The 25,103-nt window shown below is 30.7% G+C and carries 23 protein-coding genes; 21 read left to right on the plus strand and 2 right to left on the minus strand.

Translation table 11 applies throughout. From position 1 onward, the window contains the following. The first annotated feature begins 2 nt into the window (after positions 1–2). From hddA to FOC43_RS00550, 21 genes are all read left to right on the plus strand, one after another. The gene (gene hddA, locus FOC43_RS00450) at positions 3–1,022 is read left to right on the plus strand and encodes a D-glycero-D-manno-heptose 7-phosphate kinase (RefSeq protein ID WP_141043353.1); all 1,020 of its coding nucleotides are present in this window, start codon (positions 3–5) and stop codon (positions 1,020–1,022) included. Continuing rightward, a complete protein-coding gene (gmhA2, locus tag FOC43_RS00455) occupies positions 1,010–1,615 on the plus strand; it encodes a D-sedoheptulose 7-phosphate isomerase (RefSeq protein WP_002836597.1) in 606 nt (201 codons plus the stop codon). Before hddA ends, gmhA2 begins: the two co-directional genes overlap by 13 nt. Next, on the plus strand, positions 1,603–2,277 hold the full coding sequence (hddC, locus tag FOC43_RS00460; RefSeq protein ID WP_002836594.1) for a D-glycero-D-manno-heptose 1-phosphate guanosyltransferase: 675 nt from the start codon (positions 1,603–1,605) through the stop codon (positions 2,275–2,277). Before gmhA2 ends, hddC begins: the two co-directional genes overlap by 13 nt. After that, positions 2,277–3,815: a glycosyltransferase gene (locus tag FOC43_RS00465; RefSeq protein ID WP_155820372.1), complete on the plus strand. Its 1,539-nt coding sequence runs from the start codon at positions 2,277–2,279 to the stop codon at positions 3,813–3,815. Before hddC ends, FOC43_RS00465 begins: the two co-directional genes overlap by 1 nt. Before the next feature lie 25 nt (positions 3,816–3,840). After that, positions 3,841–4,638 carry a glucose-1-phosphate cytidylyltransferase gene (gene rfbF, locus FOC43_RS00470; protein ID WP_002837098.1) on the plus strand — a complete coding sequence of 266 codons (798 nt, stop codon included), beginning with the start codon at positions 3,841–3,843 and terminating at the stop codon, positions 4,636–4,638. 14 nt (positions 4,639–4,652) lie between these two features. After that, positions 4,653–5,981 carry a lipopolysaccharide biosynthesis protein RfbH gene (rfbH, locus tag FOC43_RS00475; protein ID WP_004283411.1) on the plus strand — a complete coding sequence of 443 codons (1,329 nt, stop codon included), beginning with the start codon at positions 4,653–4,655 and terminating at the stop codon, positions 5,979–5,981. A 13-nt stretch (positions 5,982–5,994) separates the two neighbouring features. After that, positions 5,995–7,113 (plus strand): NAD-dependent epimerase/dehydratase family protein, encoded by a 1,119-nt coding sequence (locus tag FOC43_RS00480; RefSeq protein WP_002837096.1) that lies wholly within the window; start codon positions 5,995–5,997, stop codon positions 7,111–7,113. Further along, positions 7,110–8,372, plus strand: coding sequence for a UDP-glucose dehydrogenase family protein (locus FOC43_RS00485; RefSeq protein ID WP_002837095.1), 1,263 nt, complete (start codon positions 7,110–7,112; stop codon positions 8,370–8,372). Before FOC43_RS00480 ends, FOC43_RS00485 begins: the two co-directional genes overlap by 4 nt. Further along, the gene (locus tag FOC43_RS00490) at positions 8,373–9,248 is read left to right on the plus strand and encodes an NAD-dependent epimerase/dehydratase family protein (protein WP_004283413.1); all 876 of its coding nucleotides are present in this window, start codon (positions 8,373–8,375) and stop codon (positions 9,246–9,248) included. Positions 9,249–9,257: 9 nt separating this feature from the next. Next, positions 9,258–10,811, plus strand: coding sequence for a hypothetical protein (locus FOC43_RS08920; RefSeq protein ID WP_231133867.1), 1,554 nt, complete (start codon positions 9,258–9,260; stop codon positions 10,809–10,811). Then, entirely contained in the window at positions 10,804–11,547 is a 744-nt protein-coding gene (gene cysQ / locus FOC43_RS00500; protein WP_004283418.1) for a 3'(2'),5'-bisphosphate nucleotidase CysQ, read from the plus strand. Before FOC43_RS08920 ends, cysQ begins: the two co-directional genes overlap by 8 nt. Positions 11,548–11,551: 4 nt before the next feature. Then, a complete protein-coding gene (cysD, locus tag FOC43_RS00505; protein WP_002789583.1) occupies positions 11,552–12,445 on the plus strand; it encodes a sulfate adenylyltransferase subunit CysD in 894 nt (297 codons plus the stop codon). Next, positions 12,445–13,869, plus strand: a complete 1,425-nt coding sequence (cysN, locus tag FOC43_RS00510; RefSeq protein ID WP_004283422.1) for a sulfate adenylyltransferase subunit CysN — start codon at positions 12,445–12,447, stop codon at positions 13,867–13,869. The genes cysD and cysN overlap by 1 nt, the downstream gene beginning before the upstream one ends. Beyond that, on the plus strand, positions 13,866–15,581 hold the full coding sequence (locus FOC43_RS00515) for an SLC13 family permease (RefSeq protein WP_004283430.1): 1,716 nt from the start codon (positions 13,866–13,868) through the stop codon (positions 15,579–15,581). The genes cysN and FOC43_RS00515 overlap by 4 nt, the downstream gene beginning before the upstream one ends. A 9-nt stretch (positions 15,582–15,590) precedes the next feature. Further along, complete coding sequence (gene cysC / locus FOC43_RS00520) at positions 15,591–16,175, plus strand: adenylyl-sulfate kinase (protein WP_004283433.1); 585 nt, start codon at positions 15,591–15,593, stop codon at positions 16,173–16,175. After that, on the plus strand, positions 16,172–17,911 hold the full coding sequence (locus tag FOC43_RS08925; protein WP_231133869.1) for a hypothetical protein: 1,740 nt from the start codon (positions 16,172–16,174) through the stop codon (positions 17,909–17,911). Before cysC ends, FOC43_RS08925 begins: the two co-directional genes overlap by 4 nt. Before the next feature lie 35 nt (positions 17,912–17,946). Then, a complete protein-coding gene (locus FOC43_RS00530; RefSeq protein WP_004283437.1) occupies positions 17,947–19,974 on the plus strand; it encodes a capsular polysaccharide biosynthesis protein in 2,028 nt (675 codons plus the stop codon). Continuing rightward, positions 19,971–21,155, plus strand: a complete 1,185-nt coding sequence (kpsS, locus tag FOC43_RS00535; RefSeq protein WP_072221110.1) for a capsule polysaccharide modification protein KpsS — start codon at positions 19,971–19,973, stop codon at positions 21,153–21,155. Before FOC43_RS00530 ends, kpsS begins: the two co-directional genes overlap by 4 nt. Before the next feature lie 66 nt (positions 21,156–21,221). Further along, positions 21,222–22,343, plus strand: a complete 1,122-nt coding sequence (locus FOC43_RS00540) for a hypothetical protein (protein ID WP_004283441.1) — start codon at positions 21,222–21,224, stop codon at positions 22,341–22,343. Further along, the gene (locus tag FOC43_RS00545) at positions 22,340–23,710 is read left to right on the plus strand and encodes a cytochrome P450 (RefSeq protein ID WP_002783822.1); all 1,371 of its coding nucleotides are present in this window, start codon (positions 22,340–22,342) and stop codon (positions 23,708–23,710) included. Before FOC43_RS00540 ends, FOC43_RS00545 begins: the two co-directional genes overlap by 4 nt. Further along, positions 23,707–24,129 (plus strand): hypothetical protein, encoded by a 423-nt coding sequence (locus FOC43_RS00550; protein WP_002779166.1) that lies wholly within the window; start codon positions 23,707–23,709, stop codon positions 24,127–24,129. Before FOC43_RS00545 ends, FOC43_RS00550 begins: the two co-directional genes overlap by 4 nt. Positions 24,130–24,131: 2 nt before the next feature. Here the strand turns inward: FOC43_RS00550 and acpS are convergent, their stop codons facing one another. Further along, positions 24,132–24,479 carry a holo-ACP synthase gene (acpS, locus tag FOC43_RS00555; RefSeq protein WP_002779165.1) on the minus strand — a complete coding sequence of 116 codons (348 nt, stop codon included), beginning with the start codon at positions 24,477–24,479 and terminating at the stop codon, positions 24,132–24,134. Next, on the minus strand, positions 24,479–25,015 hold the full coding sequence (gene fliL, locus FOC43_RS00560) for a flagellar basal body-associated protein FliL (RefSeq protein WP_002779164.1): 537 nt from the start codon (positions 25,013–25,015) through the stop codon (positions 24,479–24,481). Before fliL ends, acpS begins: the two co-directional genes overlap by 1 nt. Positions 25,016–25,103: the final 88 nt, after the last annotated feature.

A 25,103-nucleotide genomic window follows, 5' to 3' on the forward strand; every position in this document is an offset into this window, starting at 1 on the left:
AGATCATGATAATCCGTTCTCAAACACCTTTGCGTTTAGGTTTGGCCGGTGGGGGTACTGATATAAATTTATATTGTGATCAATACACAGGTTATGTTTTAAATGCGACAGTATCTCTTTATGTGCATTGTACTTTGACAGAAAGAAATGATCAAAAAATCGTTTTTGATTCTTCTGATACTGGCATAAGAGTAGAGTATCAAAGTAAAGAGTTTTTAGAAAATGATGGCAAATTAGATCTTTACAAAGCGATTTATAATCGCTTGATAAAAGACTATGTTAAAAGACCTTTAAGTTTTTCTTTGTATACTTATTCAGATGTACCAAGTGGTAGTGGACTAGGGGGTAGTTCTACTTTGGTAGTAGGTATCATCAAAGCATTTGCTGAGTGGCTCAATCTTCCTTTAGGTGAGTATGAAATCGCTCGTTTGGCTTATGAGATAGAAAGGGAAGATATGGCTATAGTAGGAGGCGCACAAGATCAATACGCTGCGACTTTTGGTGGATTTAATTTTATGGAATTTTATGATCAAAAAAGAGTTATAGTCAATCCTCTACGCATTAAAAACTGGATAGCAAGTGAGCTTGAAGCTAGGGTTTTGCTTTATTTTACAAATATCACTAGAGAAGCAAAGGACATAGAAGAGCATAAAAAGGGAAAGCTAGGAGATGAAAACTCACTTAATGCCATGCATGCGATAAAACAAGATGCGTTAGATATGAAAGAGGCGTTATTTAGAGCTGATTTTGAAAAAATAGCACAAATTTTAGGTAAATCTTGGCAATCAAAAAAGATTATTTCTGAAATTGTTAGCAATGATGAGCTTGAAAGGATTTATCATTTAGCTATGGAAAATGGTGCTTATAGTGGCAAGACAAGCGGAGCAGGTGCTGGAGGATTTATGTTTTTTATGGTAGATCCTGTGAAAAAATATAAGCTTAGAAAAATTTTAAATGAACAGCAAGGCTATGTACAGGAATTTTATTTTACAAAAGAGGGGGCAAAATCATGGAAAATTTAAACCTATATATAAAATCTCATTTTAGCGATTCGATTGATGTTAAAGATAAAATATTAAATGATGATAATATGATTAATTTGATCAAAGAAGCATCTTTAAAAGTTATCAGCGCTTACAAAAATGGCCATAAAACCTTACTAGCAGGCAATGGAGGAAGCGCAGCTGATGCACAGCACATAGCAGGGGAGTTTGTAAGTAGATTTTACTTTGATAGACCAGGTATTGCAAGTATAGCTTTAACAACGGATACGAGTATATTAACAGCTATTGGCAATGATTATGGCTATGAAAATTTATTTGCTAGACAAGTACAAGCTCAAAGTGCGAGTGGGGATGTTTTTATAGGAATTTCTACAAGTGGAAATAGTAAAAACATCTTAAAAGCTTTGGAGGTTTGCAAAGAAAAAGGAATTTTAAGCATAGGTTTAACCGGAGCTAGTGGCGGAGCTATGAATGAACTTTGTGATTATTGTATCAAAGTGCCATCATCTTGTACGCCAAGAATTCAAGAAGCACATATTTTGATAGGGCATATTATCTGTGCTATAGTAGAAGAAGAGCTTTTTGGCAAGGGATTTGATTGCAAGCTATAGTTTTAGCTGGGGGTCTTGGCACTAGGCTTAGAAGCGTAGTGCAAGATCTTCCAAAGCCTATGGCGCCGATCAATGGAAAACCCTTTTTAGCTTTTGTTTTAGAGTATTTGAAAAAGCAAGGAATTACTGAGATTATTCTAAGTGTTTCGTATAAATATGAACTGATTCAAGAGTATTTTAAAGATGAATTTCATGGTATGAAAATACACTATAACATCGAAAAAGAGCTTTTGGGCACAGGTGGAGCTATAAAAGATGCTTTAAAATTGGTAAAAAATGAAGTCTATGTTGTAAATGGAGATACTTTTTTTGACATTGATTTAAAAAAGCTTGTTTTAAATGGTAGTAAAATTTGCATAGCTTTAAAACAAATGCAAAATTTTGATAGATATGGTACAGTCAATGTTGATGAGCAAGGTATTGTGACATCTTTTGAAGAAAAGGTATTTAAAAAGCAGGGTTTAATCAACGGTGGTATATACTTACTCAAAAAAGATATTTTTGATGAATTTAGTTTAGAGAAGAAATTTTCTTTTGAAGAATTTTTGCAAGAAAACTATAAATCATTAAAAATACAAACCCAAATTTTTGATGATTATTTTATAGATATTGGCATACCTGAGGATTATTATTTATTTTATTCTAAATTTAAGGAAGATTAATGTTGCATATTGCTTTTTCATGTAGTATTGAGTATATTAAGTATTGTGCTGTTGTGATTACAAGTATACTAATGCATGGAGATCATAAGGAAGAATATTGTTTTTATATTATAACCTCATCCTCGATAACCAAATCAATGGTAGATCGAATTAAGGCTTTTGAAAAAAAGCTTAATGAAAACTACACTGTCAATATTTCATTGTTTTTTATTAATGAAGATGAGTATAAAAATCATCCGATTTATGCAGGTTCTACCGCAAGTTTTTGGAGGCTAAAGGTCGCAGAAGCATTGCCTGTTGATGTTGACAAGTGCATTTTTTTAGGTGTTGATGTTTTGGTTCTTGGAAATATAAAAAAGCTTATTGAAATGGATTTGCAAAATAAAACAGTTGGCATGGCACCAGATTGCTTTAATTTTAAAGGTTTTTTAAGAAGTATGAAATCTAGGGATGTAGAAAAATTAGATTTTATTTTTCCTTATCCTGAATATTACTCGAATGTAGATGTGATGTTAATTGATCTTAAACAGTGGAGGCAAAAAAATATTTCACAGCAATGTGAATTATTGTTTCAACAGTATATTCCAAAATGGGTAGAGCAAGATTTGATAAATGCTGTATTGGGAGATGATATTTATGAATTATCACCAAGGTGGAATTTTTGGATAGGCGGTCATTATGTTATAAGTAGACTAGGAAAAAAAATAACCTTTAAAGGAGAAAGTTTAAAACCCTACTGGAAATATACTCGTAGTGAATTTGAGCAGTCTGAAAGGAATATTCAAATTGCTCATTTTACACATTGTTGTAGAAAGCCTTGGGTTACACCTTATTCTCACCTAGATCAAGATTTTAAATTTATAAAATATCCTTATTATGATACTTGGTGGCATATTGCAATGCAAACTCCAGTATTTAAAAAAGAATTGATTGAGATATATAGAAGAATTGAAAATAATAAAGTAGATGTTTATCAAAATACTGTTGTTCCTCAAATAAAATCCTTACAAACAACTATCAAAAATAATGAAGCAAAATTAGTGCAAATGCAAACTTCTAACAATACTCTTAATAAAACTATACAAGAAAAAGATATTATCATAAATTCCAATACAAACCAAATCGATCAATTACAAAACAATATACAAGAAAAATCAACCCAACTTAACCAACTTCAATCTAAATTATCTTTCCAAACCCAATACGGCACAGCCAAATCCCGCATTCAAAACCAACTCTCTTATAAACTAGGACAAGCTATGATAATAAATTCAAAATCTTTACTAGGTTATTTAATAATGCCCATGATATTATTAAATATAATAATTTCGCACAAACAAGCCCAAAAAGCTTATAAATTAAAAATAAAGAAAAATCCAAATTTAGCTTTACCCCCTTTAGAATCTTACCCTGATTATAAAGAAGCTCTAAAAGAAAAAGAGTGTTTGACTTATAAGCTAGGAGAGGCCCTTATAAAAGCAAGTAATAATTGGTATGGGGGGGGTATATCAAATTATTGCTTGAGATTAGGAAGTTAAAAAGAGAAGGAAGAAAGGTGCGTAAATGAAAGTTTTAATTTTAGCAGGTGGTCTTGGGACAAGGCTTTCGGAAGAAACAGGTTTAAAGCCAAAACCTATGGTAGAGATAGGTGGAAAACCTATTTTATGGCATATAATGAAGATATATAGTCATTATGGATTTAATGATTTTATTATTTTAACAGGCTATAAAGGGCATATTATAAAAGATTATTTTATAAATTACTACACGCAATACAGCGATATAACAGTAGATATGTTAGATAATTCTGTTCAAATTCATAATACTAGACACGAACCATGGAAAGTAACCATGCTTTATACTGGACAAGATTCTATGACGGGCGGTAGAATCTTGCATGCTAAAGATTATGTGAGCAATGAAACTTTTATGCTTACTTATGGTGATGGTGTAAGTGATGTAAATATCAATAACTTGTTGAGTTTTCATAGAAATCATGGTAAAGCTATTACAATGACCTCTGTGCTTCCTGAGGGAAAATTTGGAGCTTTGGATATTGATAATTCAACAAATCGTATAAAAAGTTTCACAGAGAAACCAAAGGGTGATGCTAGTTTAAATAATGCAGGATGGATAAACGGTGGTTTTTTTGTATGCGAGCCTAAGGTGTTTGACTATATTAAAGAAGGTGATATGACAGTTTTTGAACAAGCACCATTAAGAAATTTAGCACAAGATGGTGAGCTTTATAGTTATCAACATTATGGTTTTTGGAAGTGTATGGATACTTTAAAAGATAAAAATGATCTTACAAAAATGTGGATAGAAAATAAAGCTCCATGGGTCTTATGGAATAATTAATAAAAGGAGATTAAATGAATTCGGATATGTTAAAACAAGATATTCTAAATAAAGTAAAAGAGTATTATAAACTATATCATGCAAACAAACAAACTCAGTTTATAGAAGGAAAAACTAAGATAAATTATGCAGGGCGTATTTTTGATGAAAAAGAAATGGAAAATTTGGTTGATAGTTCATTAGATTTTTGGCTTACTGCTGGAAAATATACTGAGCAGTTTGAAAAAAATCTTGCTAATTTTTTAGGAGTGAAATGGGCCTTTCTAGTTAATTCTGGCTCATCTGCAAATTTATTAGCCTTTTATGCTTTAACCTCACCATTGCTAAAGGAAAGACAAATCAAAAGAGGTGATGAAATTATAACTGTAGCTGCGGGATTTCCAACAACAATTGCCCCTGTTGTTCAGTATGGAGCAGTTCCTGTTTTTGTTGATATGGAATTGCGATTTGCCAATGTTGATGTAACTCAACTTGAAAAAGCTTTAAGTTCTAGAACTAAAGCGATTATGATTGCGCATAGCTTAGGCAATCCTTTTAACATTAAAGCTATTAAAGAGTTTTGTGATAAAAATAATCTTTGGTTGATTGAAGACAATTGTGATGCATTGGGTTCTAAATATGATAATAAATATACTGGTACTTGGGGAGATATAGGTACAAGTTCGTTTTATCCAGCTCATCATATAACCATGGGAGAGGGTGGAGCTGTTTATACCAATAATCTTTTGCTTAAAAAAATTATATTATCTATGAGAGATTGGGGGAGAGATTGTTGGTGTAAAGGAGGAAAAGATAATACTTGTGGTTGCCGTTTTACTCAACAGTTTGGAAGTTTGCCAAAAGGGTATGATCACAAATATGTATATTCTCATTTTGGTTTTAATTTAAAGGCTACAGATATGCAAGCTGCGATAGGTTGTGCTCAGCTTAAAAAACTTCCTGAATTTATAGAAAAAAGACAAAAAAATTATCAAGAACTATATAATGGACTAAAAAATCTCAGTGAATTTCATTTGGTAGAAACACAGCCAAATTCTCAACCAAGTTGGTTTGGTTTTATGATTACTCTAAAAGATAGTGTAAAATTTACTCGTAATGAAATTACTAGTTTCTTAGAAGAGTGTAATATTCAAACAAGAACATTATTTGCAGGTAATATTATAAGACACCCTGCTTTTGATGTTTTGGAAAAGGATAAAGACTATAGAGTAGTAGGAAATTTAGAAGTAACAGAAAAAATAATGAATGATAGTTTTTGGATTGGAGTATACCCAGGTATGAGTGAAGAAATGATTGAATATATGATTTGCAGAATTCAAGAATTTTGTGCAAAACAAAAGTAAGTTGGAGATTAATATGAAATCTTATAGTTGTTTGGAAAATCCAATAGTGATAGAGGATTTAGAGTATATCTATAATTCTCTAACTAAAGTTGAAAAACAAAAATTTAATAACTCTACAATTTTATTTACAGGGTGTGCAGGTTTTTTGGGATTTTATTTTATTAATTTTTTTATAAAATATTCAAAAGACCTAAATATAAAAAAAATTATTGCATTAGATAACTTTATGCTTAGAAAGCCAAAATGGTTAGAACACTTATCGAATGATTATTTTGATATTTTAGAGCTCCATAAATTTGATATTATAAATGATAAAATCGATCTTTTAAAAGATGCTCATAGTGCTGATTTGATAATTCATGCTGCAAGTATTGCAAGCCCTATGTTTTATCGTACTTATCCTATAGAGACTCTAGATGCAAATATCTGGGGATTACGCTCTTTGCTTGATTTTTATAAAAATAAAAACATCAAAGGATTTTTATTTTTTTCTAGTTCTGAAATTTATGGTGATCCTGATATTAGTCAAATTCCAACTGATGAAGAGTATAGAGGCAATGTAGCTTGTATAGGTCCTAGAGCATGTTATGATGAATCTAAAAGATTTGGTGAGACAATGTGTTCTTTATTTGCACAAAAGTTTAATATGCCAATTACTATAGCAAGACCTTTTAACAACTATGGTCCAGGAATGAGTATAGGAGACAAAAGGGTACCTGCAGATTTTGCTAAAGCAGTTATAGAAGGTAAAAATATAGAAATTCTTAGTGATGGATCCCCAAAAAGAACTTTTTGTTATATTGCTGATGCTATTGTGGGATATTTAAAGGTTTTAGTGCATGGAAAATTTGATTATTTTAATATAGGTATTGATAAACCTGAAATTTCTGTAAAAGAGCTATCGTATATATATGCTAAATATTCAAAAGAAATTTTTAATTTTGAGCCACAAGTTAACTTTGCTGTTTCAGAAGATAAAAATTATTTAAAAGATAATCCAAATCGTAGATGTCCAATTATTGATAAAGCTAGAAATAAATTACAATACAACCCTACTATTTTAGTTGAAGATGGTGTGAGAAGATTTTTAAAGTTTTTGAAATTTGAAAAAGAAAATGGGGAGCTTTTATGAAGTCGTTAAAAGTAACAGTTTTTGGATTAGGTTTTGTTGGTCTTACTACAGCAGTTGGATTTGCAAAAAAAGGCTTTGATGTTATTGGATATGAGATAGATAAAAATAAAGCTTTATTGCTTAACGACGGAAAAATACCATTTCATGAAGAAGGATTGCCAGAAGCATTAAATGATGTTTTGGGAAAAAAGTTGAAAATCACTAACGATGCAACAGAAGCTTTAAAAGAAGCTAAAATTATATTTTATTGTATTGGTACACCTATGAGTGAAGATGGAAGCGCTGATTTGAGTTTTTTATTGGATGCGCTTAGGACAACTGCAAAAAATTTAAATAAATGCCAAAAAGAGCCAATTTTGGTGATAAAATCCACAGTTCCACCTTCAAGCTGTAAAGAAGTTTTTATTCCACATTTAGAATCTTTGGGTCTTAGTGTAGGGCAAAAATGTCATCTTGTAAATAACCCTGAATTCTTAAGAGAAGGCTTTGCTTATAGTGATTTTATGAATCCTGATAGGGTGGTTATTGGTAGTCAGGATGCACAAATTTTTCATGAGCTAGAAGAATTGTATAAGCCTTTTAGCTCACCTGTATTTTTTACTTCTTTAAATACAGGTGAATTTATTAAATATCTTAGTAACACTACTTTAAGTTTGAGTATAAGCTATGCTAATGAAATGAGCATGATTGCACAAAATATAGGCGATATAGATGTTATAAGTGCTTTTAAAATATTACATAGCGATAAAAGATTTAGTGGAAATCCTAGTGGTATAACTAGTTATTTATACCCTGGAATGGGTTTTGGTGGATATTGTTTACCTAAGGACACTCTTGCTTTGTATAAAAAAAGTAAAGATAAAGGATATGAGGCAAAAATTTTAAATGATATTTTAAAAGTTAATGATGAAATTCTTGATTTTTACGCTTATAAAATACAAAAAGAAATTTCCAAAGATAAAAAAATTGCAATTTTAGGTCTAAGTTTTAAGCCAGGAAGTGATGACGTAAGGGATACTAAATCTGCCACCTTGATTTCTAAACTTTTAAATTTAGGTTTTGAGAATATATATGCTTACGATCCTATAGCAAATGATGTATTTGCTAAGACTTATGACTATAAATTGTATTATAGAAACAGTCTTGATGAGATTATTTCTGAATGTGATGTTTTGGTTATAGCTACAGCTTGGATGGAGTTCAAACCTTTGATCGAAAGACAAGATAAGATTGTTTATAATTTGAGATGGATAAAATAAGTGAAAATTTTAGTAACTGGTGCAACGGGTTTTATAGGGACTAATTTTATCTTACAAATGCACGATAGATATGAGATTATCGCATTGGTAAGAAAAAGTAGCAATATAGATAAAATCAAAGATTATTGTAAAATTTGTTATTATGAAGATTTTGCTGTGCTGAAAGAAAACCTCCAAGAAGAACAAATAGATGGAGTTTTGCATCTTGCGACTTTATATTTAAAGCATCATAGGCCCGAAGATTTAAAAGATTTAATTGATTCTAATATTTTATTTGGTATTAAATTATTGGAAATCTTATATTTAATTGGTTTTTCTGGCTGGTTTATAAATATTGGGACTTTTTGGCAATTCTATCAAAACTTGTCAAACAATCCCCTTAATTTATACGCAGCAACAAAAACAGCTTTTTTAAATATTGCAAATTATTATACTCAGATTGCTAAATATAAATTTGTAACTATTTTATTAAATGATACATATGGACTAAATGATTGGCGTCCAAAAATTATTAATTTATGGAAAAAGTCATTAGAGACTAAAGAAGCTATTAGAATGAGTGGTGGAGAACAAATTATTGATATGCTTTATATTGACGATGTTATTAATGCTTTTGAAAAATGTATTCATAACTTTGAGAATAAAAAAAATACAAATAATGTAATTTATGCTTTACATTCAAAAGAAAGAATTACTTTAAAGCAGTTATCAAATATCTTTGAAGAATGTGCTCAAGAAAAATTAAATATTATCTGGGGTGTATTACCTTATTCTAATAGAGAAAATTTTATACCTTTTGAAGGTGGAGAAAAGCTACCAAATTGGGAACAAAAAATATATTTTAGAGAAGGTATTTTAAAAATATTAGATTTGTAAAGGTTATTAATGATTGCATATGTACATATTGGGACGCCTAAAACAGGAACAACAACTATTCAAAATTTTCTTTTTGAAAATAGGAGTAAACTTAAACAGAATAAATTTTTATATCCTTTAAGTATAGAAAAAGATAAACAACATTGGAAATTGGTTACTTTATCTTGTGAATTTCAAAAAAATAAAATAAATAATTATAATAATATTTTTTTCGACAAACTAAAAAGTGAAATAGATGATAAAATTACCACTATATTTTCATCAGAAGGATTTGTATGGTCTATAGAGGATAAAAAAAACATACTTGGATTAAAAAATCTTTTAATTTCATTGGGTTTTACTAAAATTTTTATTTTACTTTATATCAGAAATCCAGTTGATTTAATGATTTCGTTTTCATCACAAGATATAAAAAATGCACATCAGTATATTTCTTATGAAACCAGCCCTGAAAAACATTTTAAAAGACATAATTTTGATTACAAATGGATTTGTGAATCTTGGGGAGAAGTCTTTGGTAAAGAAAATCTGATTGTAAGATTATTTGACAAAAATGAATTTTATCAAGGAGATTTATTAAAAGACTTTATACATAGTATAGGTTTAGAATGGAATGATGAATTTATCATACCTCCAAAGCAAAATGAGAGTTTAGATTTATTGGGAATAGAGTTGCTTAAAAGAACCAATAAAAGCTATAAACATTTGCTTCCAAGTACTATTTCTGGTGCATATTTATGTACCTCCAAAGACCCCCATCTAAAATTCCAACCTCCAAAGGAAGTAGTGCAATCTTATATAGATTATTTTGAAGAGTCAAACGAATGGGTAAGAAAAGAATTCTTTCCTCATAAAGAAAGATTATTTCCAAAAAAAGATTTAAGTAATTATAAAGAAAATTATGAACTTAAGGAAATGAAACCCGAGTATTGGGATAAAATAGCTGAATTTATAGCTTATATCGTTAAAACTAAAAATCAAACTATCATAGATAAAACTAATATTATTCAAAATAAAGACAAAACTATTGCAGCTCAAACCACTCAAATAAATTCTTTACAAATAATTCTCAAAGATAGTGAAGCCAAATTTGTGCAAATGCGAAATTTAAATAATACTCTTAATAAAACCATACAAGAAAAAACAACCCAACTCGATCAACTTCAATCTAAGCTATCTTTCCAAACTCAATATGGCACAGCCAAACAAAGAATTCAAAACCAACTCTCTTATAAACTAGGTCAAGCTATGATAGTAAATTCAAAATCTTTACTAGGCTATATAGCAATACCTATAGCGTTACTAAGTATAACAATTTCGCACAAACAAGAACAAAAAATTTATCAAGAAAAAATAAAAAAAGATCCTTCTTTAAAACTACCTCCTTTAGAATCATATCCTGATTATAAAGAAGCTCTAAAAGAAAAAGAGTGTTTGACTTATAAGCTAGGAGAGGCCCTTATAAAAGCAAGTAATAATTGGTATGGGGGGGGGTATATCAAATTATTGCTTGAGATTAGGAAGTTAAAAAGAGAATTTAGAAAAAAGGCTAATCATGCTTAGTCAAATTATCTTAAAAGATATAAACGATATAGCCATAAAAGCAGGCAAGAGTGTCTTAAAAATTTACAATCAAGACTTTAAAATTTCTTATAAAGATGATAATTCGCCTTTAAGTGAAGCAGATTTGATCTCAAATGAGATTATTTGCAAAGAGCTTGTTAAATTTAGCCTTCCTATACTCTCAGAAGAAAGCAAAACTATACCTTATGAGCAAAGAAAAAATTGGGAATATTTTTGGTGCGTAGATCCAATTGATGGCACTAAAGAGTTTATCAACAAAAATGGAGAATTTACTATAAATATAGCTTTGATTTATAAAGATACTCCAGTTTTGGGTGTAGTATATGCTCCGGCATTGGATCTACTATATAGTGCTAAAAAAGGTGAAAGCGCTTTTAAAAATGGCATAAAGTTACCCTTGCAAAGAAATGATGATTTTTTAAAAATAGTCGCTAGCAAATCCCATCTAAACGAGCAAACAAAAAATTTTATCGATAGTATCCAAACGACCAAACAAAAAGAATTTGTTTCCATGGGCAGCTCTTTAAAGCTTTGTCTAGTAGCTAGCAATGAAGCAGATATTTACCCAAGACTAGCCCCTACTATGGAGTGGGATACTGCAGCCGCTGATGCTATAGTTAGGGAAGTGGGTAAAATGACTTATAATTTTGACACCCAAAAACCTTTAGTGTATAATAAAGAAAATTTATTAAACCCATATTTTATAGTAAAGTAGAAAAATGACCCATTTAGACTTTTTAGAATCAGAGTCCATCCATATTATCCGTGAAGTTGTAGCTGAGTTTGAAAAACCAGCTATGCTTTATAGCGTAGGCAAAGATAGTTCAGTGATGCTTCATCTTTTACAAAAAGCATTTTATCCTGCCGTGCCACCACTTCCTTTGGTGCATGTAGACACTACATGGAAATTTAAAGAAATGATAGAATTTAGAGATAAAAGAGCCAAAGAGCTTGGTATGGAGCTTATCGTTTATCAAAACCCTAAGATTAAAGAATTAAACCTTTCTCCCTTTACACATGGCTCATCTATGCACACTGACATCTCTAAAACTCAAGGCTTAAAACAAATGCTTGATTTATATCAATTTGATGCAGTTTTTGGCGGAGCAAGAAGAGATGAGGAAAAATCACGCGCAAAAGAAAGAATTTACTCCTTTCGAGATGAAAATCACTCGTGGGATCCTAAAAATCAACGCCCAGAATTATGGAATATTTACAATGGTCGTCACAAAAAAGGCGAGTCTATAAGGGTTTTTCCGCTGAGCAATTGGACAGAACTTGATATATGGCAATATATTTATAAAGAAAACATTCCCATACCAAGTCTTTATTTTGCTAAAAAGCGTCCAGTGATAGAGTATATGGGAGCTAAAATTTTAGTCGATGATGAAAGAATGCCAAAAGAGCTTGCTAAAAATGCTAAAGAAGAATTGGTTCGTTTTAGGACTTTAGGATGTTATCCGCTAACAGGAGCTATAAATTCAAATGCTAGCAATGTTTTAGAAATCATCGAAGAGCTTTTGCTTTCTAAGACAAGTGAAAGACAAGGTAGGCTTATAGACACTGATGAAGAAGCAAGTATGGAAAAAAAGAAAAAAGAGGGGTATTTTTAATGAAAACAAATGTAGAAAAATACCTAAAAGAACATGAAAATAAAGAGCTTTGTAGGTTTATCACTTGTGGTAGTGTAGATGATGGCAAATCCACCCTTATAGGTAGAATGCTTTATGATGCAAAAATGCTTTTTGAAGATCAAATTTTATCTTTAGAAAAAGATAGTAAAAAGCTTGGCAATGCAGGAGAAAAGCTTGATTTTGCACTTTTAGTAGATGGGCTTGCAAGCGAGAGAGAGCAAGGTATAACTATAGATGTGGCTTATCGTTTTTTTACAAGTGACAAAAGAAAATTCATCATAGCAGATACTCCAGGCCATGAACAATACACTAGAAACATGGCAACAGGTGCTAGTACAGCTGATATTGCTATCATACTTATAGATGCTAGAAAAGGGGTTTTAACTCAAACTAAAAGGCATTCTTATATAGCGAGTTTGCTTGATATAAAACAATTTATTATTGCTGTGAATAAAATGGATTTGATTGATTATAATCAAGAAATTTTTAATACAATCTGTAAAAATTATCAAGAAATTCTACCATGCTTAAAAAATCATGAGCATATTAAAACCCACTTTGTTCCTATATGTGCATTAGATGGAGACAATATAGCTTCTAAAAGCATTAATATGCCTTGGTATGATGGAAAAACCTTATCTGAGCTTTTAGATACTTTGCCTGTTACTACTAGCTTGAGCAATGAGTTTATCATGAGTGTGCAATATGTCAATCGCCCTCATTTAAATTTTAGAGGTTTTTGTGGAAATATTGCGAGTGGCAGTATAAATGTTAAAGACGAAGTTATGATTTTACCTTCTTTAAAAACAAGTAAAGTAAAACAAATCATCACGCCTGATATAAAAAATTTAAAAGTTTTAGATAAAAATGAAAAAGTTCAAAGTGTTAAAAATGCTAGTTTTCCAAGCGCTATAACCTTGACTTTAGAAGATGAGATAGATATCTCAAGGGGTGATGTTATAGTTTCTAAAAATCATAGTTTAAAAATTTCAAATTCTTTCAAAGCTATGATGATATGGATGAGTGAGGTTAAATTTAATTTAAGTGAAAACTATCTTATCAAAATAGCAAATTTAACTACCAATGTAGTATTTGAAAAAATTGATTTTAAAAAAGACATTAATACTTTCAAAGAATTTCAAAGCAGTGAATTAAAACTCAATGATATTGCTAAATGTACCTTAAAGCTTAATAAAAAAACAGCTCTTAAAGCTTATAAGGACAATAAAACTTTAGGAAGTTTTATCATTATAGATAAATACTCTAATGAAACCTTAGCAGCAGGTATGGTAGAAGAAATTTTAGCAAGTGAAGAAAAGAGTAGAATTTACACTCAAGCAGAAATAGAACTTAATGCTTACATTAGAAAAAACTATCCTGAATGGGAATGTAAAAAAATATGAAAATTATTGTTGCATTAAGTATTTTAATCTTGCTTATTTTATTAATTAGTAATAAAATTAAACCTTTTATTTTATTTGGTAGTGTAGCTGTGCTTTATTATCTTTTGGGGTATTTAAATTTAAACACCTGGCTTAGCTCTTATACGAGCGAATCTTTGATAGTGCTTATTTTGCTTTTGTTAGTTTCACTAGCGATAGAAAAAAGTGCAGTTATCGCTTGGTGTTCTAAATTTATCATAGGAAAAAATTATCATTTATCACTTTTAAAACTTGGTGTTATTACAGCTGGTATTTCTGCATTTTTAAATAATACCGCAGTAGTAGCAAGTTTTATGAGTATTATAAAAAACAATAAATTTCAAGCTCCTTCTAAACTACTTATCCCGCTTTCATATTTTTCCATAGTTGGTGGCACGATGACTTTGATAGGCACTTCAACTAACTTGATAGTTAATTCTTTTGTAGTGCAAAATGGTTTACAAAGTTTAAAAATTTTCGATTTTTTTGCAGTGGGTTTTTGTATAAGTATTGGTGTACTTATAGTGCTTTTGATTTTTAGTTTTTTATTGCCTGAGTATAAAGAAAAAGAAAATGCCATTAATGAGTATTTGATTAATGCTAAAGTGTTGAAAAATAGCTCATTAGCGGGAAAAACCATACAAGAAAATGGTCTGAGAAATTTGGAGTTTTTGTTTTTATTTGAAATTCAAAGACAAGATGAGATCATTTCTCCAGTAAGTCATGATGAGATTATAAAAGAAGGTGATGTGTTGATTTTTAGTGGAGATATAACTCATCTAGAAACTTTAAAAAAATTTGATGGCTTACAAATGGGTGCTCAAGAGATCAAGCTTGAAACATTAAATTTAGTAGATGTGGTGATAAATTCTGAGTCAAGCTTGATAGGTAAAAGCGTAAAAGAGGCTAATTTTAGGGCTAAATTTGATGCGGGGATTATAGCTTTAAAAAGAGGCTCTCAAAATATTTCCAAGATAGGTAAAAGCGTATTGCAAGCTGGAGATAGACTTATCTTAAGCGTGGGTAAGGATTTTCACTCAAGGGATAATATCAACAAAAACTTTTATATCATTTCAAATATTATTCAAAATCAAAAACTAAGCAATGTCCAAAGTTTTATAGTGGTATTTGCATTTTTGGCTATCATTGCTTTATCAGCCTTAGAGATAGTATCTTTGCTTAAAGCATTGCTAGTATTTTTAGCTTTTTTGTTTGTATTTAAATTTATAAGTTTTGATGAGATAAAAAGACGCTTTCCTTTGGAAATCTTTATCATAGTAGGATCTTCTTTAGCTATTACAAAGGTTTTGGTTGATAGTGGATTGGCTAAGGATTTTGCTGATTTGATTATAGGGACTTTTGGAGCATATGGACTTTATGGAAGTTTTGTGGGAATTTATCTTTTAACCCTGCTTTTAACCGAGATCATTACTAATAACGCTGCTGCAGCTCTAGCTTTTCCTATCGCTTATAGCACAGCTTTAGCGCTTGAAGTAAATCCGGTTCCATTTATCCTAGCAGTTGCTTATGGGGCAAGTTGTGGTTTTATGATGCCTCATGGTTACCAAACTCATCTCATGGTAGGATCGATTTGCGGATATAAAACTACTGATTTTGTAAAGATTGGCTGGATAGTTTCTTTGACATATTCGGCTATGGTTTTGATCATGACTCCGATATTTTTTAAATTTTAAGGCTAAAAAATGGATAATAATCTCACTTGGCATACAAGTAGCATTACAAAAACTCAAAGAGCTAAACTTAAAAATCAAAAACCTCGTGTGTTGTGGTTTACGGGATTAAGCGGAAGTGGTAAATCCACTTTGGCCAATGCAGTGGAGAAAAAACTTTTTGAGCAAGGTTTTCATACTTATCTTTTAGATGGAGATAATGTACGCCATGGACTTAATGGTGATTTGGGATTTGATGAAGCTTCAAGAGTAGAAAATATAAGGCGTATAGGAGAGCTTTGTAAGCTTTTTATGGATGCTGGTATGATAGTGCTTTGTGCTTTTATATCCCCTTTTGAAAAAGATAGAAAGCTTATAAAAGATCTTTTAAATGATGATGAATATATAGAAATATTTATTGATACACCTTTGGAAATTTGTGAAAAAAGAGATCCAAAAGGACTTTATAAAAAAGCAAGAAACGGAGAGATTAAAAATTTTACAGGTATAGATAGCCCTTATGAAAAACCTAAAAATCCACATATACATATAATAAAAGAAGATCTTAATGAAAATGTGGATATGATTTTGAGATTTTTAAATGGGAAGTATAAATGACTGCTTATGTGCATATAGGGACTGAAAAAACAGGAACTACTAGTATACAAGAATTTTTATATATCAATAAAAGTATAATTCAAAAACAAAATTATTTTTTTGCTCAATCTATAGGTATAAAAAATCATTGGGATTTAGCTTTTTTAGGATATTCTTTAAATAAAAAAGATAGTTATATTTTAAATAACTCTTTATGGAATTTTCAAGCAATAAAACAACATAAAAAAAATATTTTTAGTAAAATTAAAGATGAAGTAAAGTTCAATCATAAAATTATTTTTTCTTCCGAACTGTTACAATCTAGATTAACTCGCAAAAGAGAAATTGTAAAATTATATACTTTTTTTAAAAAAATAGGATTTACAAATATCAAAGTTATATGTTATATTCGAGATGCAAATGAGATGTTAAGATCTTTATTATCAGAAGCTATTAAATGGGAGGAAATAGATAGTTTTGAATTAAAAGAAGAAAAAGAAGAGTATAAATTGGGTTATAAGAAAAATTTATTTCATTTCCACCACATTTGCAATCATAAACAGACATTGCAGTGGTGGGGAGAAGTTTTTGGCAAAGAAAATCTGATTGTAAGATTATTTGACAAAAATGAATTTTATCAAGGAGATTTATTAAAAGACTTTATACATAGTATAGGTTTAGAATGGGATGATGAATTTATCATACCTCCAAAGCAAAATGAGAGTTTAGATTTATTGGGAATAGATTTACTGAGAAGAATTAATAAATTTTTACCTCTTTTTTGCAATAATGCTAGAAATATTTTTAGAGGTGATTTGCATCATTTTGCAGTAAAACACTTCACCTCCAAAGATTCTCACCTTAAATTCCAACCTCCAAAGGAAGTAGTGCAATCTTATATAGATTATTTCGAAGAATCAAACGAATGGGTAAGAAAAGAATTCTTTCCTCATAAAGAAAGATTATTTCCAAAAAAAGATTTAAGTAATTATAAAGAAAATTATGAACTTAAGGAAATGAAACCCGAGTATTGGGATAAAATAGCTGAATTTATAGCTTATATCGTTAAAACTAAAAATCAAACTATCATAGATAAAACTATTATTATTCAAAATAAAGACAAGGTTATTGTTAATCAAACCAATCAAATAAATTCTTTACAAACAACTTTAAAGGATAACAAAGCACACTTAATCCAAGCTCAAAACCTAAACAATACTCTTAATAAAACTATACAAGAAAAAGATATTATCATAAATTCTAATATAAACCAAATCGATCAATTGCAAAACAATATAAAAGAGAAAATAAAACAACTTCATATTTTGCAAAACAATATACAAGAAAAATCAACCCAACTTAACCAACTTCAATCTAAATTATCTTTCCAAACCCAATACGGCACAGCCAAATCCCGCATTCAAAACCAACTCTCTTATAAACTAGGACAAGCTATGATAATAAATTCAAAATCTTTACTAGGTTATTTAATAATGCCCATGATATTATTAAATATAATAATTTCGCACAAACAAGCCCAAAAAGCTTATAAATTAAAAATAAAGAAAAATCCAAATTTAGCTTTACCCCCTTTAGAATCTTACCCTGATTATAAAGAAGCTCTAAAAGAAAAAGAGTGTTTGACTTATAAGCTAGGAGAGGCCCTTATAAAAGCAAGTAATAATTGGTATGGGGGGGGGTATATCAAATTATTGCTTGAGATTAGGAAGCTAAAGAAGGAATTTAAAAAGAAATAAATGATATAATCTCTTTTTAATTTAAAGAGAGATTTATGAAATTTCACACCACTTCAAAAAAACTTATAAAAAATGTTAAAGATTTTTACAATATAGTCTTATATAAGGCCTATAAAAGCATAGGCAAAGAAGATGTTTTTGTAGGCTGGGGCAGGAAAAATTCAGGTTTAAAAGCTGTGAGTTTAGCCAAAAAACACAATGCTAAATTTATGCTTTTAGAAGATGGTTTTTTGCGCTCATTAAATTTAGGCATAGAAAATAGTCCGAGTTTTTCTATAGTTAAAGATGATGTGGGGATTTATTATGATGCGAGCACTCCTTCAAGGCTTGAAAATATTTTAAATACTTATGAGTTTAGCCCCAAAGAGCTAACTTGGGCAAAAAAAGCCATAGAGCTTATCAAAAAAGAAAAACTCAGCAAGTATAATAACAATCTTTGCATACCTCAAGAGCTTTTCAGCGCCAATGAAGAACGCGTTCTAATCATCACTCAAGTGGCAAATGACGCTTCACTTCGATTTGGTTTGGCAAGTGATTTTTCGACCCAAGATATCATAAATGACGCCCTAAAAGAAAATCCAAATGCTAAAATATATATCAAAATCCATCCTGATGTGTTAAGTGGCAAAAAACAAAGCGATTTTAGCATGCAAGATTTACCCAGTAGATGCGTGATTTTAAAAGAAAATTATAATCCCATAGAATTATTAAGCCATTTTAAAAAAGTCTATACTAAGACTTCAGGTATGGGTTTTGAAGCTTTGATGCTAGGATGTAAATGCGTGTGCTATGGCATGCCTTTTTATGCAGGATGGGGATTAACTCAAGATAAGCTAGAGTGTAAAAGAAGGATTAAAAAAAGATCCTTAGAAGAAGTTTTTTGTGCCGCTTATATCCTATACAGCGAGTATTTTAATCCTTATTTAAATCAAAAAAGTGATATTTTTGATACTATTTTTACCCTAGCAAGATACAAAAAGATAGAGCAAGTAAATTCTCATACTTTATATTTTTTAGGCTTTACTTTATGGAAGCGTTGGTTTATGAAGCCATTTTTCAAGGCCAAAAACAATAAAATTATTTTTTTAAACTCACTTAATGAACTTTACAAAGCGAATTTAAATTCCGAAGATAAAATCTTCATTTGGGGTAAAAAGTATGATAAAGCTTTGCTGGCCAAAGATTTTAACAATGAAATTTTTTTAGTAGAAGATGGCTTTTTGCGCTCGGTTTTTTTAGGTTCAGATCTTACGCGTCCTTTTTCTTTGATAGTAGATAGCAAGGGTTTGTATGTAGATCCTAATCACCCTAGCGATTTAGAAGAGCTTTTGCAAAATCATGAATTTGATGATACTTTAAGACAAAGAGCCAAAAAGCTCATCACTACCATAACGCAAAATAAATTTTCAAAGTACAACGGCCTAAAGCATGAAAAACTTGACTTTAATACAAATAAAAAAATCATTTTAATTCCCGCTCAAGTAGAAGATGATGCTTCGATGATCTTAGGTGGGGCAGATTTTGACACCTTAAAGCTTTTACAAAGCGTAAGAGCTGCAAATAAAGACGCCTTTGTCGTTTTTAAGCCTCATCCTGATGTTTTAAGTGGAAATCGCAAGGGTTTAAAGGATAAAGATATCATTTTAAAATACTGCGATGAGATCATAGAAAATGTCAGCATAGACAGCGCCATAAATGCATGTGATGAAGTACATACTATCACTTCTACAAGTGGCTTTGACGCTCTTTTGCGTGCTAAAAAAGTAGTGGTATATGGTAAACCTTTTTATGCGGGCTGGGGTTTGACTCAAGATTTACATCACATCTCAAGACGCACAAGAGTGCTTAGTTTAGAAGAGCTTGTGGCAGGAGTTTTGATCCTTTATCCAAGATATATTCATCCAAAGAGTAAAAATTTATGTGAAGTTGAGCTTGCTTTGGATACAATGTTAGCTTTGCAAAAAGATTATTTTTCAAAAAGATGGCTAAAAATTTTAATTGATTTTAGAATTTTAATGCTTAGAAAGATAAGAAGAATAGGTGAAGTTTTTATAAAAAGATGAAATTTAGCGATAAGATTAAAAAAGAATTTAGCGGTAAAACTGTCTTGCTTTTACAAGGACCTGTAGGCACTTTTTTTCACCGCCTTGCTATAAAGATGAAAAAAAATAAAACCAAAGTTTTTAAGCTTAATTTTAATGGAGGGGATTTTCTTTTCTATCCAAGCGGAAAAAGGTGCAAGTGCGACGAAAAGGATCTTGAAAATTTCTATGAGAACTTTTTTAAAGAAAAAAAAATAGATGCTATTGTGATGTATAATGATTGTCGTTTGATTCATGCAAAAGCTATCAAAGTAGCTAAGGAGCTTGGCATTGGTATTTGGATTTTTGAAGAGGGGTATTTAAGGCCTTATTGTATCACTTTTGAAAAAGATGGGGTCAATGCAAACTCCTCCTTGCCTCGCGATAAAAATTTCTATCTTTCTTGCAATATCCTTACAAAAGAAAGCATAAAAGAAATTCCAGGTGGCTTTAAATTTATGGCCTTTAGTGCTTTTTTGTATTGGTTTTTTTCTTTTCTGCTAGCTCCTTTTTTTAACAACAAGCTTCATCATCGCACCCTATATCCTTTTGAATTTTTATTTTGGTTTAGATCTTTATATAGAAAATACCTTTATAAATTCACAGAAAAAAAACTCAATCAAAAAATTTACAGCCTTGAAAAAAAGTATTTTTTAGCTGTTTTGCAAGTTTATAGCGATACACAGATTAAGTATCATTATAAAAAAAGTATAGAAGATTTTATAGAAGAGCTTATCCTTTCTTTTGCAAATCACGCAAGAGCAAAGTCTTATCTTGTCTTTAAACATCATCCTATGGACAGGGGATATAGAAATTATTCTAAACTGATAAATGAGCTAAGCCAAAAATACCATGTACAAGGAAGAATTTTATATGTGCACGATACTTATTTACCTACTCTTTTAAAAAAGGCTTTGGGTTGCATCACGATTAATTCTACAGTGGGTTTAAGTGCTATTTTGGAGGGCTGTCCTACTAAGGTTTGTGGCAATGCTTTTTATGATTTTGAAGGCCTAGCTTATCCTAAAAAACTCCAATTTTTTTGGCGCGAAGCTCATGCTTACAAACCCAATCCTAATTTGGTTTTAAATTTCAAAAACTATCTTTTAAATACAAATCAATTCAACGGCAATTTTTACAAAAATTCTTTTTTAAGTCGATAAAAGTCCGATTAAGACAGCTTTTAAAACAAAATGTTATAATCCTTGAAAAAAAGAAAATGAATTTTTATGGATAGAGAAGTATTTTATATAGCAGGCTATGATCCTAAGAGCTATAGATTTTATTATGATTTATTTAAGAAGAATTTAAAAGATTATTCTCATAGATTTGATCTTAAAGCGGACTTAAGCGGGATTGAAAAGAATGGAAACTTTCCATTTTTTAAGATAAATTGTGAAAACACTCAAACACGCTATCATTTTTTAACTTGGAATGATATAGTTAAAAAAAATTGGTCTCAAAGTTATAAAGATGCTTTGATGGATTGTTATAGTTTTTTTAGAATTTATACCATTACTGGGCTTTTTCTTAAATTTGGTAAAGAATCGATTTATCAGCTAGTTACGGGTTATTATCCTTTCTTTTATGTTATTTTTTCTTTGTTATTATCTTTAGGCTTAGCTTTGGGAAGTTTTGTTTTTTTGCAAAATCATATCCCTTCTTTTTTGGCGATTGTTATAGGTATAGTTTTAGGATTTTTACTCAATCGTTTTTTATTCAAGCTAGGTAGAAAATTGGCTGTATTTTGGATAGCAAGGATATGTGCTTTTTGTGCTACTTGGAAAGAGAAAAGATTGGGGGCTATGGAGCAAAGGATAAAGCTTTTTGCAGATGAAATTTTAAAGTCTTTAAAACAAAATGAAAACAGGCAAGATTACGAACTTATCTTAGTAGCTCACAGTGTTGGAACCATAGTTTGCATAGAAGTTTTAGAGCATATTTTAAAACAAAATTTAGATAAAAGAGTATTGGACAAATTAAAAATTCTTACACTAGGAGAATGCATTCCTTTAACAAGCTATCAAAAAAATTCGGATGATTTTAGAAAAAAACTTGAATTTGTTTCTGCATTTGATTTAAAATGGTATGATTATACCTCGATAATCGATGGGGCGTGTTTTCCACAAGTGGATTTTTTCCGCACAAGCGGGGTGCAAGCTAACTTTACCCCACCGTTTTTAAGTGCTAAATTTCATACCTTGTATGAAAAAAATGAATATAAAAAAATCAAAAGAGATAAAAATAAAGCACATTTTTTATATCTTTATAGTCCTCATATTAAAGGGAGTTATGATTTTTTTGCTTTCGTTGTGATACCTAAATTTTTAGAAGAAAAGGTAAAGATATGAGTCAGTGTCCATTTTTTCCCAAACCCTATAAAAATAAAGCTTCAACACTTTTAACCTTTTTATTAAAACGCAGATCATGGCTTGATGGTCTTTATGAGCGTAGCTATAAAATGCAAACAGGCTATGTAAAAATGCCAAATTTTGATCTTTATGTGATCAATGATACCAAAGAAGTTAAAAGAATGATGGTGGATGAGGTTAAAGAATTCCCAAAAAGTGCATTTTTACATGAGCTTTTAAGCCCTCTTTTAGGGGAGAGCATTTTTACAACAAATGGTGAGGTTTGGAAAAAGCAACGCGAACTTTTACGCCCAAGTTTTGAAATGACTCGTATTTCAAAGGTTTTCAATCTCATGAGTGAAGCAGTAAGCGATATGATGAAGCGTTTTGAAAAATACCCTAATGCTTCTATTATCGAAGTGGATGAGGCTATGACTTTCATCACTGCTGATGTCATTTTTCGTACCATCATGTCTTCTAAGTTAGATGAAGAGCAAGGAAAGAAAATCCTAGATGCTTTTGTGACTTTTCAAGAACAAAGCGTACATACGGCTATGCGTCGTATGTTTCGTTTCCCTAAATGGCTTTCTTATGTGTTGGGTGATCGTAAGCGTGCTAAAGCGGGCGATGTGATCAGGCAAGCTTTAAGTGATATCATAAAGCCAAGATATGATGCAGTAAGTAGCGGAAAAGCTGAAAATTTTGAGGATATTTTAGGCTCTTTACTCTTAGTAGTAGATGCGCAGACTAATCAACGCTTTTCTTTTGAGGAAATTCTAGATCAAGTGGCTATGCTTTTCTTAGCAGGTCATGAAACAACAGCAAGCTCTTTAACTTGGACGCTTTATCTACTCAGCCTTTATCCTGATGAACAAGAAAAAGCTTATAAAGAAATTATTCAAGTTTTACAAGGTGAAAATATACAAATTTCACATTTAAAACAGTTTAGATACCTAACTCATATTTTTAAAGAATCTTTAAGACTTTATCCTCCTGTAGGCTTTTTTGCAAGAGAAGCAAAAAAAGATACAAAGGTAAGGGATAAGATGATTAAAAAAGGCTCAGGTGTTGTTATAGCACCTTGGCTGATACACAGACATGAAGGCTTTTGGGCTAATCCGCATGAATTTAAACCTTCTCGTTTTGAAGGCGAGTATAAAAAAGATGCTTATTTACCTTTTGGAGTAGGAGAGAGAATTTGTATAGGTCAAGGTTTTGCGATGCAAGAGGCTATTTTAATTTTGGCCAATATCTTAAAAAAATACAAATTAGAGCTTGAAGAGGGTTTTGTTCCAGATGTGGTGGGTCGTTTAACCATACGTTCTGCAAATGGAATGAGGATAAAATTTAGTAAAAGAGAGCCATGAAAAGAGTCAAAGCAAGAATTCGTGCCAATTTTCGCAACCGCATTAAGCGCAATCTAAAAGGAAGTTTAAAAGAAAAACTAGCAGGGACGATCTTACTTTGTGCCATAGTACCTTTGGCAATTTGTGGATATTTACTCATAGTGATAGTGGGAACTTTTTTTAATACAGCTAGAGCAAGGCAAGGTGTAAGAGCTTTGGATCATTTTGTAAATGCAAGTTTGTTTAATGGCTATGCTTGGGAAAGTGTATCTTCACACGCGTGGCGCGAAAGAAATAGAAAAAAATGGGCAAGGGTAGTGATTAAAATCACAGATTTTTTTCAAAAAGATCATTGCAAAAGAGCCAATAAAAGAGAACAACCTGTCGTTGATTTTATACTTTCAAGAAATTTAGATAAACAAACTATAGGTAAGAGATAAAATTAATCCAAAGCAACTACTGCAATAGCAAAACCATTATCATGTGAGATGCTAAGAGAGGTAGAATTGATTTTAAATTTTTCTAATACATGAGAAGCGAGTTTTAAATGAGGAGCATTTTTGCTGTCTTTTGAAATTTCTATATCCAAAAAGCCACATTCTTTTGAAATTCCTACGCCTAAAGCTTTACTTGCTGCTTCTTTTGCAGCCCAAAAACCTGCTAAAGTTGAGCTAGATTTTATCAATTTTTGCTCATTTTGGTTTAGAAATTTATCAAGAAAAGCGTTGCCATGCTTTTGATAGATTGTATCTATCCTAGAAATGGCAACTATATCGCAACCTATACGCATCAAGAAACTACAAAATCAGTAAAATAAACATTTTTGATGAAGCCATCGGTAAGAATTTCGTTGATTTTTCCAACAAGCTCATCCTTAAGTCTTTCTTTGCCTTTTTGCGTGCTAACCTCTTCAAAGGTTTTTGCAGTTAAGGTGCGGATAATGATATCGCGAATTACCGCTACTTTTTTATCAAGCTCAGGTTTTAAAAGCTCTGTATTTTGCTCTAATTCTATAGTGCATTTTACATATCTTGAGCCGCTATCACTAAGTAAATTTAAAGTAAAAGGATCAAGAGGATACATAGGTCCTATATTTGCAAAATCACTTCCACGTTGCGCCGGTGCTGTCACTTTAGCCTTATCAGTTTTTGCCTCTTCTTTTGGAGCTGCTTTGACTTCGCTTTCATCGCTTGAGCTACTTGAAATAAGCCATGCAATCACACCCATGATGCTAAGAAGTAGAACAAAAAGTAAAATCACTATAATGATAACAAGCGAACCGCCTTTTTTCTTTTTTTCTTCGTTATTTTCTAATTCTTCATCCATTAATTTTTCCTTTATTTAGTGAAATTAATGTAAAATTGTAGCAAAATTTTCTTTTCTATCCAAATTTTACATTATAAAAAGAAAATTG

Source organism: Campylobacter coli (assembly GCF_009730395.1).
Taxonomy (GTDB): Bacteria; Campylobacterota; Campylobacteria; order Campylobacterales; family Campylobacteraceae; genus Campylobacter_D; species Campylobacter_D coli.

Excerpts from the sequence above, each read along its gene's own strand:
- gmhA2 (WP_002836597.1), top strand. The coding sequence starts at position 1,010 with ATGGAAAATTTAAACCTATATATAAAATCTCATTTTAGCGATTCGATT.
- FOC43_RS00465 (WP_155820372.1), top strand. The coding sequence starts at position 2,277 with ATGTTGCATATTGCTTTTTCATGTAGTATTGAGTATATTAAGTATTGT.
- rfbF (WP_002837098.1), top strand. The coding sequence starts at position 3,841 with ATGAAAGTTTTAATTTTAGCAGGTGGTCTTGGGACAAGGCTTTCGGAA.
- rfbH (WP_004283411.1), top strand. The coding sequence starts at position 4,653 with ATGAATTCGGATATGTTAAAACAAGATATTCTAAATAAAGTAAAAGAG.
- FOC43_RS00480 (WP_002837096.1), top strand. The coding sequence starts at position 5,995 with ATGAAATCTTATAGTTGTTTGGAAAATCCAATAGTGATAGAGGATTTA.
- FOC43_RS00485 (WP_002837095.1), top strand. The coding sequence starts at position 7,110 with ATGAAGTCGTTAAAAGTAACAGTTTTTGGATTAGGTTTTGTTGGTCTT.
- FOC43_RS08920 (WP_231133867.1), top strand. The coding sequence starts at position 9,258 with ATGATTGCATATGTACATATTGGGACGCCTAAAACAGGAACAACAACT.
- cysQ (WP_004283418.1), top strand. The coding sequence starts at position 10,804 with ATGCTTAGTCAAATTATCTTAAAAGATATAAACGATATAGCCATAAAA.
- cysD (WP_002789583.1), top strand. The coding sequence starts at position 11,552 with ATGACCCATTTAGACTTTTTAGAATCAGAGTCCATCCATATTATCCGT.
- cysN (WP_004283422.1), top strand. The coding sequence starts at position 12,445 with ATGAAAACAAATGTAGAAAAATACCTAAAAGAACATGAAAATAAAGAG.
- FOC43_RS00515 (WP_004283430.1), top strand. The coding sequence starts at position 13,866 with ATGAAAATTATTGTTGCATTAAGTATTTTAATCTTGCTTATTTTATTA.
- cysC (WP_004283433.1), top strand. The coding sequence starts at position 15,591 with ATGGATAATAATCTCACTTGGCATACAAGTAGCATTACAAAAACTCAA.
- FOC43_RS08925 (WP_231133869.1), top strand. The coding sequence starts at position 16,172 with ATGACTGCTTATGTGCATATAGGGACTGAAAAAACAGGAACTACTAGT.
- FOC43_RS00530 (WP_004283437.1), top strand. The coding sequence starts at position 17,947 with ATGAAATTTCACACCACTTCAAAAAAACTTATAAAAAATGTTAAAGAT.
- kpsS (WP_072221110.1), top strand. The coding sequence starts at position 19,971 with ATGAAATTTAGCGATAAGATTAAAAAAGAATTTAGCGGTAAAACTGTC.
- FOC43_RS00540 (WP_004283441.1), top strand. The coding sequence starts at position 21,222 with ATGGATAGAGAAGTATTTTATATAGCAGGCTATGATCCTAAGAGCTAT.
- FOC43_RS00545 (WP_002783822.1), top strand. The coding sequence starts at position 22,340 with ATGAGTCAGTGTCCATTTTTTCCCAAACCCTATAAAAATAAAGCTTCA.
- FOC43_RS00550 (WP_002779166.1), top strand. The coding sequence starts at position 23,707 with ATGAAAAGAGTCAAAGCAAGAATTCGTGCCAATTTTCGCAACCGCATT.
- acpS (WP_002779165.1), bottom strand. The coding sequence starts at position 24,479 with ATGCGTATAGGTTGCGATATAGTTGCCATTTCTAGGATAGATACAATC.
- fliL (WP_002779164.1), bottom strand. The coding sequence starts at position 25,015 with ATGGATGAAGAATTAGAAAATAACGAAGAAAAAAAGAAAAAAGGCGGT.